Source organism: Aurantiacibacter sediminis, assembly GCF_016019885.1.
Lineage (GTDB): Bacteria > Pseudomonadota > Alphaproteobacteria > Sphingomonadales > Sphingomonadaceae > Alteraurantiacibacter > Alteraurantiacibacter sediminis.
The window spans coordinates 43,074-59,444 of record NZ_JAEANY010000001.1; the positions used below are offsets into that span (position 1 = coordinate 43,074).

Genomic DNA, 16,371 nt, shown 5'->3' on the forward strand with positions numbered 1-16,371 from the left:
CAAACGCGCAACTCGCCCCCCAAAACACGGCCACTTTTCGCATTGGTAAGGCCGTTTTCGCAACACTTTAACAGGATCACTCATTCATGACCCAGGTCGGCTCCAACACTCTCGGAACACGCAAGACAATGGATGTGGGCGGCAAAACATACGCCTATTATTCGCTGAAAGCCGCGAGCGAGAAGTTTGGAGACGTCTCCCGCCTGCCGCATTCGATGAAAGTCCTGCTCGAAAACATGCTGCGGTTCGAGGATGAAGGTTTCACGGTCGGCGAAGAGCATGTGAAGGCGATTGTCGACTGGCAGAACGATCCGAAGACCGGCAGCGAGATCCAGTACCGCCCGGCGCGCGTGCTGCTGCAGGATTTCACCGGCGTGCCATGCGTTGTCGACCTTGCTGCCATGCGCGATGCGATCGGCAAACTTGGTGGCGACACCGCGAAAATCAATCCGCAGGTGCCGGTTAATCTCGTGATCGACCACTCGGTAATGGTCGACGAATTCGGCCACCCGCAGGCGTTCGAAATGAACATGGATCTCGAATACAAGCGCAATGCCGAGCGCTACGACTTCCTCAAGTGGGGTGCAAAGAGCCTCAAGAATTTCTCCGCCGTTCCTCCGGGCACCGGCATTTGCCACCAGGTGAACCTGGAACACATCGGCAAGGGCGTGTGGTCCTCCGAAGACCAGAACGGCGAAATGGTTGCCTATCCCGATACCTGCGTGGGTACCGACAGCCACACCACCATGATCAATGGCCTTGGCGTGCTAGGCTGGGGCGTTGGCGGTATCGAGGCCGAGGCCGCGATGCTTGGCCAGCCGATCTCCATGCTGATCCCCGAAGTCGTCGGCTTCAAGCTGGACGGCAAGCTCGCTGAAGGCGTCACTGCCACCGACCTCGTGCTCACCTGCGTGCAAATGCTTCGCGAGCATGGCGTGGTTGGCCGCTTTGTCGAATTCTACGGCGAAGGCGTTGCAAACCTCAGCCTCGCCGACCGCGCGACGATCGCCAACATGGCACCCGAATACGGCGCGACCTGCGGCTTCTTCGGCATTGACGACAAGACGCTCGAATATTTGCGCCTCACTGGCCGCAGCGAAGAGAGCATTGCGCTGGTCGAAGCTTACGCCAAGGAACAGGGCATGTGGTTCACGCCGGATGCAGAGCCTGTTTTCTCCAGCACGCTGTCGCTCGACATGTCTTCGGTCGTCCCCAGCCTCGCTGGCCCGAAACGCCCGCAGGACAAGGTTGCGCTCCCCGAAGTGGACGAGCTGTTCAATGGCGAGCTCAAGAGCGTGTACAAGAAGGACGCAGCGGTGCGCGTGGATGTCGATGGCAAGGACCACGATGTCGGCGACGGTGACGTTGTAATCGCGGCCATCACTAGCTGCACCAACACTTCCAACCCGGACGTTCTGATCGCCGCCGGCCTCGTCGCCAAAAAGGCGCGTGAGAAGGGCCTTGCGCCTAAGCCTTGGGTGAAGACTTCGCTCGCACCCGGTTCGCAGGTGGTGACCGACTATCTCGAAAAGAGCGGCCTGCAGGATGATCTCGACGCCATCGGCTTCGACCTTGTCGGCTATGGCTGCACAACCTGCATCGGGAACTCCGGCCCGCTCGCCCCGCCGATCAGCAATGCGATCAACAATAACGATATCGTTGCGGCCTCGGTGCTTTCGGGCAACCGCAACTTCGAAGGTCGTGTCTCGCCCGATGTGCGCGCCAACTTCCTCGCTTCGCCTCCACTGGTGGTCGCTTACGCGCTGAAGGGTACGGTCACCCAAGACATCACCGAAACGCCGATTGGACAGGACCAGGACGGCAATGACGTGATGCTCGCCGACCTGTGGCCCACCAATCAGGAAATCTACGACCACCGCGTCGCCAATATCGACCGCGAGATGTTCGAGAAGCGCTATGCCGACGTCTATAAGGGCGATGAGCACTGGCAGGCGATCAAGGTCGAAGCCAGCGACACCTACAATTGGAACCCATCGAGCACCTATGTCGCCAACCCGCCGTATTTCGACGGGATGAGCATGGAGCCGGAGGCCATCACAGATATCGAGGGCGCAAAGCCGCTCGCGATCCTCGGCGACTCGGTCACGACGGACCACATTTCTCCCGCCGGCTCGATCAAGGAAGACAGCCCCGCCGGCTCCTACCTCGTCAGCCACCAGGTGCCGAAGAAGGACTTCAATTCCTACGGCTCGCGCCGCGGCAATCACGAAGTGATGATGCGCGGCACTTTCGCCAACATCCGCATCAAGAACGAGATGGTACCGGGCGTTGAAGGCGGTGAAACCGTCTACAATGGCGAGCAGATGCCGATCTACGATGCGGCGATGAAGCACAAGGAAGATGGCACGCCTTTGGTCGTCATCGGCGGCAAGGAATACGGCACGGGTTCGAGCCGTGACTGGGCCGCGAAGGGCACTATCCTGCTCGGCGTCCGCGCAGTGATCGTGGAAAGCTACGAGCGTATCCACCGCTCGAACCTGATCGGCATGGGCGTGCTCCCGCTGCAGTTCAAGGAAGGCGATGACCGCAATTCGCTTGGCCTCGATGGCGATTGCACCTTCAGCATCAAGGGCCTCGCCGATCTGACGCCAGGCCAGGATGTCGAAGTCGAAGTCACCAAGGCTGACGGCTCGACTTTCACCTTCACCGCGCTGTGCCGGATCGATACCGCCAACGAGCTTGAGTATTACAAGAACGGCGGCATCCTGCATTACGTGCTGCGCAAGCTCGCGGCGTAATCATGCGGCTCGGAGCGGCATTGATCACAGTCCCTGCATTTGCACTGGCTCTATCCTCCTGCGCCACCACACCGGCGGCGCAGGAAGAGATAGCCTCGGAGCAGGCTTCGGTCGAAACGCTGCCCGCTTCCGAGCTGATGGCACTGATCGCAGCGGGCGAAGTCGTGCTGGTCGACGTGCGCACGCCGGAAGAATTTGCCGCAGGTCGCCTGCCCGGTGCGCTCAATGCTCCTCTGCAGACTTTCATGCCGGCAAGTATCCCGATCGAAGCCGAGCGCGAAACGATCCTCTACTGCGGCAGCAGTCGTCGTTCGGGCATCGCGGCAGAGCAGCTCTCCAGCTACCTCGGCACGCGCGTGCGCCATCTGGAAGGCGGCATTCAGGCGTGGGATGCTGCTGGCGGCGAGGTGATTACGTTACCCGAAAGCTGATCGGCACACGCACCATTTAAAAGAATATTGACCGGAATCTGCCATACCCCCGGCCCATGGGGAATGAAGCCTCTCTGGTCAGCTCCAAGACGAGCAAAGGTAGCGATTCCGACCGCGAAAAGCTGGCTGCGATCGGCCATCAGGTGCGCAACTCACTCGCGCAAGTTAAAGAGGCCGTGCGCCTGCCGACAAGGCTCGCGGAAGTGTATCAGATCGACCGATTTCTCACCGGGCCTGACTGCAAGCATATCGTTCGCGAGATCAACGCAAATGCGGTTCCCTCCACCCTCGCAGGTGAGAATGAGGTGACGATCCGCACCAGCAACACGCACCATTTCGAACCCGGAAATCCGCATACGAGCGAGCTGGAACGTTATATCTGCGAGATAGCAGGGCTCGATATCCTGCATGCCGAACGCATGCAGGGGCAACGTTACCAGAAGGGCCAGCAGTACACGCATCACTTCGATTTCTTCCACACGGGCGAGCGCTATTGGCAACATGAAGCGACCCACGGCGGCCAGCGCACCTGGACAGCGATGCTGACTCTCAACCAGCCGCGCGAGGGCGGAGAGACCGATTTCCCGCATCTGGATCTGCGCATTCGTCCAGAGCCGGGCCGGTTGCTGCTCTGGAACAACATGCTGCCCGACGGACGCCCGAATATGAAAACGCTGCATGCGGGCATGCCCGTGACGCGCGGCATCAAGCACATCGTAACACTGTGGTTCCGCGAGAACCCCTGGCGGCTGATCAACGGGTACGTCTGATCGCCGCCAAGAGAAAAGGGCGGCCTGTTGAGACCGCCCTTCCGCTTTCAGCTGTTGTCAGAGACTTAGGCGGTCTCGAGTTCGCCTTCCTCAGCTTCGCTGCCATCCTTGCGGCGGCGGCGCAGGAATACCGCGCCTGCACCCGCGCCGAAGAGCAGCATCATGCCCGGCGCCGGGACCGGCGTTCCGGTTGTGCCCGAAGTACCGCTGGTGCCGGATGTGCCACTGGTTCCCGAAGTGCCGCTCGACGTGCTTGTCGACGAGGACGTGCTCGTCGAGGTCGAGGTGCTGGTCGATGTCGAGCTCGATCCACTGGTGGAGCTCGACACATTGCCCGAAGAGGAGCTGGTGCTGCTCACCTGACCGGTGGTGCTCGTCACCGTTCCGCTCGTGCTGCTGATGCTGCCCGAACTGGTGGTCGTGGTGCTCGTCACACCGCCGGTGCTCGTACTGCCACCGCTCGCGCCAGGAGTACCGCTCGATCCACCGGTGGAGGTGGTCGTCGAGGTGATACCGCCGCTTGTGCTGACATTGCCGCTCGTGCTGGTCACGCCGCCCGATGTGGTCGAGGTGGTGTTTCCGCCGGTTGTAGTGCTGGACGTCACATTCCCGCTTGTCGTGCTCGTGCTGCTGCCCGAGGACGAGGACGTGGTCGAGCCACCCGAGCTGGTGATCCCGCCCGTGGTCGTGGTGCCGGACGTCGTCATGCCGCCCGAGGTTGTGCCCGGATGACCGGTCGTGCCGCTCGTTCCCGAAGTACCGGATGTGCCACTCGTACCGCTGCTGGTCGAAGTGCTCGATCCGCTGCCGCCCGACGTGCTTGAGGAGGTCGAGGACGAACTCGATCCGCTGGTCGAGGAGGACACGTTGCCGGACGACGAGCCCGTGCTCGACACCTGGCCAGATGTGCTGGTCACCGTCCCGCTCGTACTGGTGATGCTGCCGGACGAACTGGTCGTCGTGCTCGTTACGCCGCCGGTCGAGGAGGAGGTCGTGCTCGAGAATTCACCGGTCGAGCTTGTGCTCGTCACATTGCCCGAAGAGCTGCTGACATCGCCGGAACTCGAACTGGAGACAGCGCCCGATGTAGACGTAGAGCCGCCCGAGCTTGATGTCGAAGTCGACGAGCCGGTTGAGCTGTTGTCGATATCGATGATGATGCTGATACCGCCCGAGCTTTCGCCACCTGAAGTGGTCGTGCTTGTCGGCGGAGAGCCGGGATCGCCTGTCGAAGAAGGCGGCGGTGCCCCGGGATCGCCGGTAGACGAAGGCGGCTGCGGTTCGCCGCCAGTTGTCGTGGTGGTCGTGGTGCTCATATCGACGACTGCGCTGGCGTCTCCGCCGCCACCGCCGCCACCGAAGAAGCCGCCGAAGAAACCACCGCCGAAGCCGCCTCCAAAACCGCCCGAGCCGCCGATCACGACAGGCTGGCCACCACCGCCGCCGCGCACGGGTGCCGCGGGCAAGGGTGGAAGCGGGAGAGGAACTCCTGCGAGGGCATACTCTTCCTGAGGCTCTTCTACAGGTCGCTCAATCACACGGCGCAGGCGCCGCTGCGGGCGCGCCGGGATTTCGCGGCGCGCCGTGGTTTCCGGCTTCACACTGCGAAGCTGCGGCTCTCCTGCACTATCCTCATCCGATTTGTACCGGACATGCGAGGTCTGTGGCTCAGCCACGTGAACGGCGCCCCCACCGATGATTGCTCCGCCTGCTGCTGCGGCGCTGAGCTTTGCAATGGCCATGCGTACTGACATGCGCTTGGTCTCTCTTCCTTCATCGGAAGCAGCCTGCAGCTCCCTTAGTGGAGCCGACGGCCTTTTCCGCTTCGTGCCAGAGAGACCTGCAAAAGCGCTTTGGGCAATCCCCTAAGACGCGATTCAAGCCTGCGTTAACCAGGAAAGTGGCGGTTTTTTGCGGCGCAGCACAGGTCTGTCCCACAATGGAACCGAAACTAGCCCGAATCCGAACGGTTTGACTGCGACCTGCGTCACTTTCCGCTGTCGAAAAGGCCACTCTGTGGTGCAGACGGCGGGGTGATTCCCAAATGCGTCCACCCACCATCGTTGAGGCAGCGCCCGCGCGCGGTGCGCGCGATGAGGCCCAACTGGATGAGGTATGGCTCGACCACTTCCTCCACCGTATCGCGCGGCTCAGCGAGGCCAGCGGCCAGCGTTTCGACTCCCACAGGGCCACCTTTATAGGTCTCGGCAATCATGGTGAGGTAGCGCCTGTCCATTGCATCGAGGCCGAGCGAATCGATCTCCAGCCGGGTGAGCGCTTCATCGGCGATATCGGCAGTGACTTGGCCGCTGCCCTTCACCTGAGCAAAGTCTCGCACCCGGCGTAGCAGGCGCCCCGCCACACGCGGAGTTCCGCGGGCGCGCCGGGCAATTTCGCGCGCGCCTGCATCCGCCATCGCGACATCAAGCAGCCGCGCCCCGCGCCGCACGACTTCGGACAGTTCACCCTCTGTATAGAACTGCAGGCGCACCGGTATGCCGAAGCGATCACGCAAAGGCGTGGTCAGCAGCCCCTGCCGCGTCGTCGCGCCCACCAGCGTGAATGCCGGCAAATCAATCCGCACACTGCGTGCCGACGGACCTTCCCCTATTATGATGTCGAGCGCGCGGTCTTCCATCGCCGGATAGAGCACCTCCTCAACCACGGGATTGAGCCGGTGGATCTCGTCGATGAACAGCACGTCATGCGGTTCGAGATTGGTGAGGATCGCTGCAAGGTCACCCGCCTTGGCGATTACCGGTCCGGATGTGGCGCGAAATCCCACGCCCAATTCCTTGGCGATGATCTGCGCAAGCGTCGTCTTGCCGAGCCCTGGCGGACCGAAGAACAGCGTATGATCCATCGCCTCGCCGCGCGACTTCGCGGCCTCGATAAAGACGCGAAGGTTATCGCGCGCCGCCTCCTGCCCGATGAACTCGGTGAGCGACTTCGGCCGCAGCGCCGCGTCAGGATCGTCCGGCTGACGATCGGGAGTATGGATGGGTTGGTCGGTCAAAACGGGTTCACCGTGTAGCCCTGCTGTTGCAGCAGCGCGTGGGCGGTCATCGCGGAGAGCGCCATTTCAACGCCGGGGATCAATTCGTCGCGAGACACACCCTGCGCGGTCGCGCTTTGGCCGCAGACGATGAAGCGGACGCCGCCGCCTATCATCGCGCGCACCATGTCGCCGCTCGGATTGACTTCAGGTTCGCCCTCGCGCGTGGCGAGCGCTTCGTCGGTCAGCAGGTCGAGTACAGCGCTGCCATGCACCACCACGACTGCCGTGATCCGTTCGGCATTGACTCCGTTGGCGGCATGCATGTTCACGAAGCGCGCCGCGCTCTCGAAACCGCGATTGCGACGATCCAGTGACTGGGAAGCGACATCGAAGCTGTGCCGCAGCTCGGTGTGCGCGGGGAGTGCCTCCACGTCCTCGACCGAAGCATGCGGACCGAAATCCTCAAACACCGGGCCGTTGGCGAAGCCTTCGGGCATGGACTGCGCAAAGGCAGGACTATAGGAAACCAGCATCGAAGCGACACAGGCGGCGAGCAATCGCATCATACGTTCTCCTCTGAAACCGCGAACTTCCTGCGCAGCAGGAATGCGGCGACCAACCAATTGATCGCACCTCCCAGCAGATATGCGAACACGTCCATGACGTCAGGCACTGATGTGCTGTCCAGAAGCGGCACAAGGACTTCCCACGAAAAGGCTGCCGCGCCGGTGACGATGAGAGTGCCAAACAAGCTTCGCAGCGAAAGCTCGAACCATTTGCGGATCCCCGGCCATGCGGCCAAAACCGAGGGAATGATCGCCCCCGCAATCACATCGGTGAATTGACCTGCCATAAAGCCGGTCATTTCTGACCGGATATAGAGCTGGTATGGCGCGTAGATACCGATCCCCACGATGACAATCAGCAGGTTGGCAACCCTTGAGAGACGCGCCGCGCCTGCTTCTTTGACAGCTTTGGTGAAGCTCATCCCGCCGCCTTCTTCAGTGCCACGCGGATGAGGTCGCCCTCGCCCGCGCCTTCGCCCAGTTCCTCTTGCGCGCGGGCCACGGCCTGTGCGGCCACGGCGGGTTTGAAGCCGAGGTTCTGCAGGGCGCTCACGGCATCGGCGCTCGCACCGCCTGCTGGGGAGACCGCTGCGGTGCCAGCCACGCCGCCGCCGGGCAGAGCGCCGGCTTTGTCCTTCAGCTCATTCACGATGCGTCCGGCAAGCTTGGGCCCGACACCCTGCGCGCGTGCCACGGTCGCCGCGTCCTGTGCGGCGCAGGCATCGCGCAGTTCTCCGGTTGAAAGCGCGGAGAGGATGGCCAGGGCGACCTTGCTGCCCACACCCTGCACCTGCGTGAGCAGGCGGAACCAGTCGCGCTCGCCCGCTTCGGCAAAGCCTAGCAGGCGCATGTCGTTCTCGCTCACCTGCAAGTCGGTGTGGACGGTGCACGCCTCGCCCACTTCTCCGAGCGCTGCCAGCGTCTTGGTCGAGCAGTGGACGAGGTAGCCCACGCCCTGCACATCCACGATGGCCCAATCCTCGCCGGTTTCGTCCAGTCTGCCACTCAGTTTCGCGATCATGGTCTGTTCCTGCCGCAGAGCGACGCATTTGGCCAGTCTCTTACCGCCCTTGTCCGCGATTCGGCGAGAGGGGGGGTGTGACAGGTGTGACAGGTGTGACAGTGTCCTAAGGCAAAAATTCTGCTGCCCTCGCGGGGCGCAGAATTCTGCGGTTCTTGCGCCAAAATGGATCGTGACGATGGCCATGCTGAAACGCTGCAACAGGCCCTATGCTGTAGGAAAGTTTCCCTGCGCTCGACAGGCCTGCAATTTTCGCTCTAGGACGTGGCCCATGAGCTGGAACACATTCGGACGCGTATTTCGCTTTACCACCTGGGGAGAAAGCCACGGGCCTGCGCTGGGCGTGGTGGTGGACGGCTGCCCGCCAGGGATTGCGCTCTCCGAAGAACATATCCAGCCGTTCCTCGATGCGCGGAAACCCGGGCAGAACCGCTTCACCACCCAACGGCGCGAGGCGGATGAAGTGCGCATCCTGTCAGGCGTGTTCGACGGGCGCACCACTGGCACGCCGATCAGCCTGATGATCGAGAATACGGACCAGCGCAGCAAGGATTACAGCGAGGTCGCCAAGGCATACCGCCCCGGTCACGCCGACTACACCTATGACGCGAAATACGGATTTCGCGATTACCGCGGCGGCGGCAGATCAAGTGCGCGTGAGACTGCAGCGCGGGTGGCGGCAGGTGCGATTGCGCGGCTTGTCATTCCGGAAGTCACCATCACCGGCTGGACCGAGGCCATCGGCCCGCATTCCATAGACTATGCCAATTTCGATGCAGAGCAGACCCGCTCCAACCCGTTCTTCTGCCCCGATGCGGAAGCCGCAAGGGCATGGGAAGGCGTGATCGATGCGACGCGCAAGGCCGGGTCGTCGCTCGGGGCGACAGTCGCTTGCGAAGCACGCGGCGTGCCCGCCGGTTGGGGCGCACCGATCTATGCCAAGCTCGACAGCGAACTCGCCGCTGCGATGATGACGATCAATGCCACCAAAGGCGTCGAAATCGGCGACGGTTTTGCTGCGGCGAGACTCTCAGGCGAAGAGAATGCCGACACGATGCAACCGGGCGAGAATGGCGAGATTGCCTTTGGTGCGAACCATTCCGGGGGTACGGCGGGGGGCATCTCCACCGGCCAACCGGTGCTCACCCGCGTGGCGTTCAAGCCCACCAGTTCCATCCTGACGCCGGTCGATACGATCACGAAGGAAGGCGAAGCGACCCAAATCCAGACCAAAGGCCGGCACGATCCCTGCGTCGGCATCCGCGGCGTTCCGGTGGTCGAAGCAATGATGGCGCTAGTACTCGCGGATCAGAAGCTGCTGCACCGCGCTCAAATGGGTGAGCGATAACTCGCGTCTATACCTTTTGGATTGGCGCGAAAGGCCAGTCTCTTTTCGGAACTGCACTGCGCTGGCCCGCGTTTCATGCGCAAATCCACCGAGGTGAGTGAGGGCTGAGGCAACAGGGTGACGGCGTGATTGATCCCAAGGATATTGTTTATCTGGCGATTGGCCTCGCGCTGTTTGGCCTGTCATCCATACCGCTGGCATGCGGGAAGCGCTTTATCAGCGTTCCGACCATGTATGTCGCAGCAGGCGCGCTGCTGGCGTTGACGCCGTTTGCGGTGCCTATGCCCGATCCGCTCGATGGCTATCTCTCGCTGCGCGTGGTCGAACATGCGACCGAGCTCATCGTGATCATCGCGCTTGCAGCTGCCGGGCTGGCCGTGGACCGGCAGGCAGGGGGCGCAGAATGGCAGCATAGCTGGGCGTTGCTAGGCCTCACCATGCCGCTCACCATCATTGGTATTTATGTGCTTGGCACATGGACCGGGCTGAGCGTGGGCGCGGCCCTGCTGCTGGCCGCATCGCTTGCACCGACTGATCCGGTGCTGGCGCGGTCGGTCGCAGTCGAAGGGCCGAATGAAGGGGATGAAGACGATGTGCGCGTCTCCCTCACCACAGAGGCAGGCCTAAACGATGGTCTCGCCTTCCCCTTTGTGTGGCTGGCCATCGGCGTGGCGGAGTTTGCTGGTGACGGCCTGTTCGATAGCCTTGCAGGCGTGGCGCAGGATTGGCTGCTGATGGATGTGCTGTGGCGGATCGCGGCAGCCGTCGGGATCGGCTGGTGCATCGGGCTGCTGTCAGGCAAATTCGTCACCAGCAAATATGGCGATATGGAGAACGATGGTGAGAACGCGGGCCTCGTGTTTCTCGGCACGACCTTCCTCGCTTACGGTGTAACCGAAGCTGCAGAGGGTTATGGCTTCCTGGCCGTCTTCATTGCCGCGCGCGCGGGCCGGGCGAACACGCGCGGGACGGAGAATGACGATTACGTTCGCAAGCCGCATGTCTTCGGCGATCAGGCGGAAAAGGTTCTGCTCGGCATATTGCTTGTCTGGCTCGGCACCTTCGCCGCATCCGGCGTGCTCGAAGGGCTGACCTGGCGCGAAGTCGCGCTGGCGCTGGCCGTCGTGTTCATGCTGCGACCGGTGGCGGGATATTTGTCGCTGCTCTGCACGCGCGGGACGCATTTCCAGCGCCTCGCCATCGCGTTTTTCGGCATTCGCGGCATGGGCAGCTTCTTCTATGTCGCATTCGGATTGGCCACAGCGGAAAGCGGCGCGTTCGGCGATCCGGAGCCGATCTGGCGCATCACCGTCATCACCGTGCTCATTTCCATCGTGGTTCACGGGGCACTGGCGCCGCTAGCAATGGCGCGTGTCGATCGGGAGCGCGCATCGCAGAAAACTCCCGCTACGTCGTGACAGTTCGACTGTGAAATTTTATTTCGTCGGCGCATTTGCAGATGCAATAATGGCAGTGCACCTTTATCCGGACTGCCCATTAGCTGCGTACGCGAAGCTACCGCGTAAATGATCGAAAAATCCGATGTTAGCAATCGCACAAAATCGCTGTTGTGCGGCGCAACCAAACCCATATTCCAAACGTTGAGAGTTTAATCGCTGCGTCCGGTCACGGTCGCAGTCGCACCCAGACATACAGGAGAATTCACTTGGGTATTATCGGAAGCCAGATCAAACCGTTCAAAGCCACCGCTTTCCAGGCTGGCAAGGACTTTTTCGACATCACTGACGAAGACGTGAAAGGGAAGTGGGCCGTGTTTTTCTTCTACCCGGCGGACTTCACCTTCGTGTGCCCGACCGAGCTGGAAGACATGGGCGAAAAATACGAAATGCTCCAGAAAATGGGCGTCGAAGTCTATGGCGTGTCGACCGATACCCACTTCAGCCACAAGGCATGGCACGACACCAGCGAGAAGATCGGCAAGCTGCAGTTCCCGTTCCTGGGTGACCAGAACCACATCCTCGCGCGCAATTTCGATGTGCTGCGTGAAGAAATGGGCCTTGCCGACCGTGCGACTTTCGTCGTCGATCCCGATGGCGTGATCCAGATCATGGAGCAAACCTGTGAAGGCGTTGGCCGCAACGCCAACGAACTGACGCGCAAGATCAAGGCCGCTCAGTATGTCCGCGAAAACCCTGGCCAGGTGTGCCCGGCCGCATGGGAAGAAGATAGCGAGACGCTGAGCCCGTCGCTAGATCTCGTCGGCAAGATCTAAGCCGATAATCGGTCGCTGCAGGGCACTCTCTCTCCCCCGCCCTGCAGACCCCCCGGGCCGTGACGCCCGGAATAAAGAAGGCCCGGAGCATCTCTCCGCCCTCCCGCTCCGGGCCTTCCACTTTTCCTGAAAACCCGATTTTTCGAAAGGCACCGCGCCCATGCTCGATGCGAACATGACGACACAGCTCAAGACCTATCTCGGCAATTTGCGCGAGCCGATCACGCTCGTCGGATCGCTGGACGATGGGAAAAAGTCTGCGGATACGCGCGCTTTGCTCGAAGAGATCGCAGCGCTGTCCGACAAGGTGAGTGCCAGCTTCGATGGCGATGATGCGCGCAAGCCCAGTTTTGCCGTGACCCGCGCTTCGGACGAGACGCGCTCGGTCCGCTTTGCCGGCCTGCCGATGGGCCACGAGTTTACTTCGCTGGTGCTGGCGCTGCTCTGGGCAGGCGGTCATCCGCCGAAAGTCGAGCAGGATGTGCTCGACACGATCCGCGCGCTCGATAACGATTTTGATTTCGAGATGTATTTCTCGCTGAGCTGCCACAACTGCCCTGACGTGGTGCAGGCGCTGACGCTCATGGCGCTCGAGAACCCGCGCATCTCCGCAACGCTTATCGAAGGTGGGACATTCCAGTCCGAAGTCGACGAACGCGATGTGATGGCGGTCCCCTCGACCTATTTGAACGGCGATCTGTTCTACAACGGGAAGATGAGCCTTGAGGAAATCCTCGCCAAGCTGGACGATGGCGCAGATGCCAAGGCCGCAGAAAAGCTGTCCGCCAAGGAGCCGTTCGAGGTCCTGGTGATCGGTGGAGGTCCGGGCGGTGTCGCCTCGGCCATTTACACCGCGCGCAAGGGCACTCGCACGGGTATTGCGGCTGAGCGCTTTGGCGGCCAGCTGAACGATACGCTCGGGATCGAGAATCTGCCCGGCACAGAATATACCGAAGGCCCGAAGCTAACCTCGGATCTCGAACGCCAGGTGGCTGCGCAGGGCGATATCGACCTGATGAACCTCGCGACAGCCAGCAAGCTGATCCCGGCGGAAACCAAGGGCGGCCTGCACACGGTCGAACTGACAAATGGCGGTACGCTGAAGGCACGTTCATTGATCCTGTCGACCGGTGCGCGGTGGAAGCAGCTCGGCGTGCCGGGTGAAGAGGAGTACCGGAACAAGGGTGTCGCCTATTGCCCGCATTGCGATGGCCCGTTGTTCAAGGGCAAGCGCGTCGCCGTGATCGGAGGTGGCAATTCAGGCGTGGAAGCCGCGATCGACCTTGCTGGCGTGGTCGGCCACGTCACCGTGATCGAATTTGCCGAGGAATTGCGCGCGGACAAGGTGCTGGTCGACAAGCTGGAAAGCCTTTCCAATGTCGACATCATCACGAGCGCCCAGACCACCGAAATCACCGGCGATGGCAGCCGCGTTTCGGAGCTGACTTATTTGGACCGCGCGACGGAGAACAGCCATACGCTGGAGCTTGAAGGCGTCTTCATCCAGATCGGCCTTGTCCCGAACACCGAATGGCTGAAAAACAGCGATCTCGAACTAAGCCAATATGGCGAAGTCGTGATCGACAGCCACGGTGCGTCCAATTTGCCCGGCATCTTTGCCGCAGGCGATTGCACCAATGTGCCGTACAAGCAGATCGTGGTGGCGATGGGCGCAGGCTCCAAGGCGGCGCTTTCCGCTTTCGACTACCTCATCCGCAACGAAGCATCGCCGCAGGAGGAGCGGGTTCTGGAGCCCGCATAGGGCTCGCCAGAAGCAAAAAACTGCAAGGCCCGTCCGGATCAGCCGCGGCGGGCTTTTTGCATCTTGGCGATGTGCAGCACCGCTTCATCGAAAGAACGGCTGATCCGATCATTGAGTGCCAACTAATCGATTGGACTAATGAAGGCCGACAGTCCATTCCTGCATCATCAGGGGACATACGAGTCCCGATTATTGGAGAGAGGAACACTACAATGGACGCAAAGACCGGTTCAATTTCAGGCGGATGTCCCTTCCACGGCGATGGCGGCGTGCGCGATTTGCTCGGCCGGACCAATCGGGATTGGTGGCCTGATGCGCTGCAGCTCGACATTCTCACCCAGCAGGGCCGCAGCGCAGACCCGATGGACGAGAAATTCGACTATGCAGAGGCGTTCAACACGGTCGATTATAACGCTCTGAAAGCAGATATCACTGCCTTGATGACCGACAGCAAGGAATGGTGGCCTGCCGATTACGGGCATTACGGCCCCTTCTTCATCCGCATGGCATGGCACGCAGCCGGCACATATCGCACCGGCGATGGGCGTGGCGGCTCTTCCAGCGGACAGCAGCGCTTTGCTCCGCTTAACAGCTGGCCGGACAATGGCAATCTCGACAAGGCGCGCCGCCTGCTTTGGCCGATCAAGCAGAAATACGGCAAGAAGATCAGCTGGGCTGACCTGTTCATCCTGACCGGCAATGTCGCCATCGAAAGCATGGGCGGCCCGGTCTTCGGCTTTGGCGGTGGGCGTGCAGACGTCTATGAGCCCGAAACCGTGTATTGGGGCACCGAAGAAGAGTGGGTCGACGAAGGCGTTGAAACCCGCATCATCCCCGACGAGGGCAAGGCGCTGGAAAACCCGCTCGCGGCGATCCAGATGGGCCTTATCTATGTCAATCCGGAAGGTCCGGGCGGCAATCCCGATCCACTTCAGTCTGCCCGCGACATGCGCGAGACTTTCGCCCGCATGGCTATGAATGACGAAGAAACCGTCGCTCTCACCGCTGGCGGTCACGCCTTCGGCAAGGCGCATGGTGCAAAGCCTGCCGATTCCTTCGGCGGCGCGCCGGAAAGCGAAGTCCTTGCGCTGCAGGGTTTTGGCTGGCTGCACGATGAGGAAGAAATCGCCGCTGGCAATATCACCACTTCGGGCATCGAAGGCGCGTGGACGCCCAACCCGACGCAGTGGGGTGGCGACTATTTCCGTCTGCTGTTCAAATATGATTACGAGCTTGTCGAAAGTCCGGCAGGCGCGAAGCAGTGGCAGCCGGTGAACCCGGATGAGGAAGACATGGCGCCCGATGCGCGCGATCCTTCCAAGAAGGTGCCGACCATGATGACCACCGCCGACATGGCGCTGAAGATGGACCCGGATTATCGCAAGATTTCGGAGCGCTTCCGCGATGATCAGGCCGCGCTGGACGATGCCTTTGCGCGTGCATGGTTCAAGCTGTGCCACCGCGATCTGGGCCCGAAAGCCTGCTATCTCGGCCCGGAAGTTCCGGCAGAAGACCTGATCTGGCAGGATCCAACCCCCGCTGGCACGACCCCGTCCGACAGCGATGTATCGAGCTTCAAATCGGCAGTGCTCGATAGCGGGCTGACCGTCTCCGAACTGGTGAAGGCGGCTTGGGCCTCGGCCTCGACCTTCCGCAATTCGGACCGCCGCGGCGGTGCCAATGGTGCGCGTGTTCGCCTTGCCCCGCAAAAGGACTGGGCGGCGAACGATCCGGAGGAGCTCAGCAAAGTCCTCGGCAAGCTCGATGAACTGCGCGGTTCGCTATCGATGGCCGATGCCATCATGCTGGCTGGTGCGGCGGCTGTCGAGAAGGCAGCCAAGGATGGCGGTTTCGACGTGCATGTCGATGTCACCACCGGGCGCGGCGATGCCACCGAAGAGCATACCGATGCCGAAAGCTTCGAGCCGCTCGAGCCCTTCGCCGATGGTTTCCGCAACTACCTGAAGACCAAGGCCAATGTGAAGACCGAAGACATGCTGGTGGACAAGGCTCACCTGCTCGGCCTGTCCATTCCGGAAATGACGGCGCTGGTCGGCGGCATGCGCGCGCTTGGCGCGGTCAGCCATCATGCCGAGCATGGCGACCGGATCGGAGTGCTGACGGATCGCCCGGGCGTGCTGTCCAACGACTTCTTCACCAACCTGCTCGACATGGGCACGAAATGGGAAGTGGTCGATGAAAGCGGCGACGAGGAATTTGTCGGCCGTGACCGCGACAGTGGCGATGAAAAATATCGCGCCACCCGCACCGATCTCGTCTTCGGATCGAACTCGCAGCTGCGCGCGATTTCCGAAGTATATGCCGAGAATGGCGGGGAAAAACGCTTCGTCGATACGTTCGTGCGTGCATGGATCAAGGTGATGGACGCAGATCGGTTTGACATCCGCTACGCAAAGTATAGTGGCTGACGCATTGGTTTAACGGCCAAAGCCCGGAGAGCTTGCCCCCCAAGTATTCTTCGG

16 protein-coding genes are annotated in these 16,371 nt (G+C 61.5%); 11 read left to right on the forward strand and 5 right to left on the reverse strand.

From position 1 onward, the window contains the following. Window positions 1-86: 86 nt before the first annotated feature. From acnA to I5L03_RS00245, 3 genes are read left to right on the forward strand one after another with little or no spacing between them, the layout of a single operon-like run. On the forward strand, window positions 87-2,759 hold the full coding sequence (gene acnA, locus I5L03_RS00235) for an aconitate hydratase AcnA (RefSeq protein ID WP_197919651.1): 2,673 nt from the start codon (window positions 87-89) through the stop codon (window positions 2,757-2,759). A gap of 20 nt (window positions 2,760-2,779) precedes the next feature. Continuing rightward, a complete protein-coding gene (locus I5L03_RS00240; RefSeq protein WP_197919652.1) occupies window positions 2,780-3,190 on the forward strand; it encodes a rhodanese-like domain-containing protein in 411 nt (136 codons plus the stop codon). 56 nt (window positions 3,191-3,246) lie between these two features. Next, window positions 3,247-3,960 carry a prolyl hydroxylase family protein gene (locus tag I5L03_RS00245; RefSeq protein WP_197919653.1) on the forward strand — a complete coding sequence of 238 codons (714 nt, stop codon included), beginning with the start codon at window positions 3,247-3,249 and terminating at the stop codon, window positions 3,958-3,960. Between the two features lie 65 nt (window positions 3,961-4,025). Here I5L03_RS00245 and I5L03_RS13340 read toward each other — a convergent pair whose 3' ends face one another. Next, window positions 4,026-4,124, reverse strand: coding sequence for a PEP-CTERM sorting domain-containing protein (locus I5L03_RS13340; RefSeq protein WP_234034969.1), 99 nt, complete (start codon window positions 4,122-4,124; stop codon window positions 4,026-4,028). Here I5L03_RS13340 and I5L03_RS13345 point away from each other — a divergent pair. Genes I5L03_RS13345 through I5L03_RS00255 form a run of 3 tightly spaced genes read left to right on the forward strand, consistent with a single transcriptional unit; the run spans window position 4,123 to window position 5,472 of the window. Continuing rightward, window positions 4,123-4,323 carry a hypothetical protein gene (locus tag I5L03_RS13345; protein WP_234034970.1) on the forward strand — a complete coding sequence of 67 codons (201 nt, stop codon included), beginning with the start codon at window positions 4,123-4,125 and terminating at the stop codon, window positions 4,321-4,323. The genes I5L03_RS13340 and I5L03_RS13345 overlap by 2 nt on opposite strands. A gap of 3 nt (window positions 4,324-4,326) precedes the next feature. Beyond that, entirely contained in the window at window positions 4,327-4,692 is a 366-nt protein-coding gene (locus I5L03_RS13350; RefSeq protein ID WP_234034971.1) for a hypothetical protein, read from the forward strand. A gap of 6 nt (window positions 4,693-4,698) precedes the next feature. Beyond that, window positions 4,699-5,472, forward strand: coding sequence for a hypothetical protein (locus tag I5L03_RS00255; protein ID WP_197919655.1), 774 nt, complete (start codon window positions 4,699-4,701; stop codon window positions 5,470-5,472). A gap of 475 nt (window positions 5,473-5,947) precedes the next feature. Here I5L03_RS00255 and ruvB read toward each other — a convergent pair whose 3' ends face one another. Genes ruvB through ruvA form a run of 4 tightly spaced genes read right to left on the reverse strand, consistent with a single transcriptional unit; the run spans window position 5,948 to window position 8,545 of the window. After that, window positions 5,948-6,976 (reverse strand): Holliday junction branch migration DNA helicase RuvB, encoded by a 1,029-nt coding sequence (gene ruvB / locus I5L03_RS00260; protein WP_197919661.1) that lies wholly within the window; start codon window positions 6,974-6,976, stop codon window positions 5,948-5,950. Further along, a complete protein-coding gene (locus tag I5L03_RS00265) occupies window positions 6,973-7,524 on the reverse strand; it encodes a DsrE family protein (protein WP_197919662.1) in 552 nt (183 codons plus the stop codon). The genes ruvB and I5L03_RS00265 overlap by 4 nt, the downstream gene beginning before the upstream one ends. Beyond that, window positions 7,521-7,946: a hypothetical protein gene (locus tag I5L03_RS00270; RefSeq protein WP_197919663.1), complete on the reverse strand. Its 426-nt coding sequence runs from the start codon at window positions 7,944-7,946 to the stop codon at window positions 7,521-7,523. The genes I5L03_RS00265 and I5L03_RS00270 overlap by 4 nt, the downstream gene beginning before the upstream one ends. Further along, window positions 7,943-8,545, reverse strand: coding sequence for a Holliday junction branch migration protein RuvA (gene ruvA, locus I5L03_RS00275; protein ID WP_197919664.1), 603 nt, complete (start codon window positions 8,543-8,545; stop codon window positions 7,943-7,945). The genes I5L03_RS00270 and ruvA overlap by 4 nt, the downstream gene beginning before the upstream one ends. A gap of 271 nt (window positions 8,546-8,816) precedes the next feature. Between ruvA and aroC the strand changes: the two genes are divergently transcribed. The 5 genes from aroC (at window position 8,817) to katG (ending at window position 16,317) form a co-directional block, all read left to right on the forward strand. Beyond that, a complete protein-coding gene (gene aroC, locus I5L03_RS00280) occupies window positions 8,817-9,893 on the forward strand; it encodes a chorismate synthase (protein WP_197919669.1) in 1,077 nt (358 codons plus the stop codon). A 125-nt stretch (window positions 9,894-10,018) separates the two neighbouring features. Then, window positions 10,019-11,311 carry a cation:proton antiporter domain-containing protein gene (locus I5L03_RS00285; protein ID WP_197919674.1) on the forward strand — a complete coding sequence of 431 codons (1,293 nt, stop codon included), beginning with the start codon at window positions 10,019-10,021 and terminating at the stop codon, window positions 11,309-11,311. Window positions 11,312-11,559: 248 nt separating this feature from the next. Then, window positions 11,560-12,126 (forward strand): alkyl hydroperoxide reductase subunit C, encoded by a 567-nt coding sequence (gene ahpC, locus I5L03_RS00290; RefSeq protein ID WP_197919675.1) that lies wholly within the window; start codon window positions 11,560-11,562, stop codon window positions 12,124-12,126. 160 nt (window positions 12,127-12,286) lie between these two features. Next, a complete protein-coding gene (gene ahpF, locus I5L03_RS00295) occupies window positions 12,287-13,888 on the forward strand; it encodes an alkyl hydroperoxide reductase subunit F (RefSeq protein ID WP_197919676.1) in 1,602 nt (533 codons plus the stop codon). Window positions 13,889-14,100: 212 nt separating this feature from the next. Then, window positions 14,101-16,317 (forward strand): catalase/peroxidase HPI, encoded by a 2,217-nt coding sequence (gene katG / locus I5L03_RS00300; RefSeq protein WP_197919682.1) that lies wholly within the window; start codon window positions 14,101-14,103, stop codon window positions 16,315-16,317. Window positions 16,318-16,371 lie beyond the last annotated feature (54 nt).

What these genes read in the sequence shown, in the direction of transcription:
- ahpF (WP_197919676.1), top strand. Translation starts at nt 12,287, where the DNA reads ATGCTCGATGCGAACATGACGACACAGCTCAAGACCTATCTCGGCAAT.
- I5L03_RS00245 (WP_197919653.1), top strand. Translation starts at nt 3,247, where the DNA reads ATGGGGAATGAAGCCTCTCTGGTCAGCTCCAAGACGAGCAAAGGTAGC.
- ruvA (WP_197919664.1), bottom strand. Translation starts at nt 8,545, where the DNA reads ATGATCGCGAAACTGAGTGGCAGACTGGACGAAACCGGCGAGGATTGG.
- I5L03_RS13340 (WP_234034969.1), bottom strand. Translation starts at nt 4,124, where the DNA reads ATGATGCTGCTCTTCGGCGCGGGTGCAGGCGCGGTATTCCTGCGCCGC.
- katG (WP_197919682.1), top strand. Translation starts at nt 14,101, where the DNA reads ATGGACGCAAAGACCGGTTCAATTTCAGGCGGATGTCCCTTCCACGGC.
- I5L03_RS00270 (WP_197919663.1), bottom strand. Translation starts at nt 7,946, where the DNA reads ATGAGCTTCACCAAAGCTGTCAAAGAAGCAGGCGCGGCGCGTCTCTCA.
- I5L03_RS13345 (WP_234034970.1), top strand. Translation starts at nt 4,123, where the DNA reads ATGCCCGGCGCCGGGACCGGCGTTCCGGTTGTGCCCGAAGTACCGCTG.
- I5L03_RS00265 (WP_197919662.1), bottom strand. Translation starts at nt 7,524, where the DNA reads ATGATGCGATTGCTCGCCGCCTGTGTCGCTTCGATGCTGGTTTCCTAT.
- acnA (WP_197919651.1), top strand. Translation starts at nt 87, where the DNA reads ATGACCCAGGTCGGCTCCAACACTCTCGGAACACGCAAGACAATGGAT.
- aroC (WP_197919669.1), top strand. Translation starts at nt 8,817, where the DNA reads ATGAGCTGGAACACATTCGGACGCGTATTTCGCTTTACCACCTGGGGA.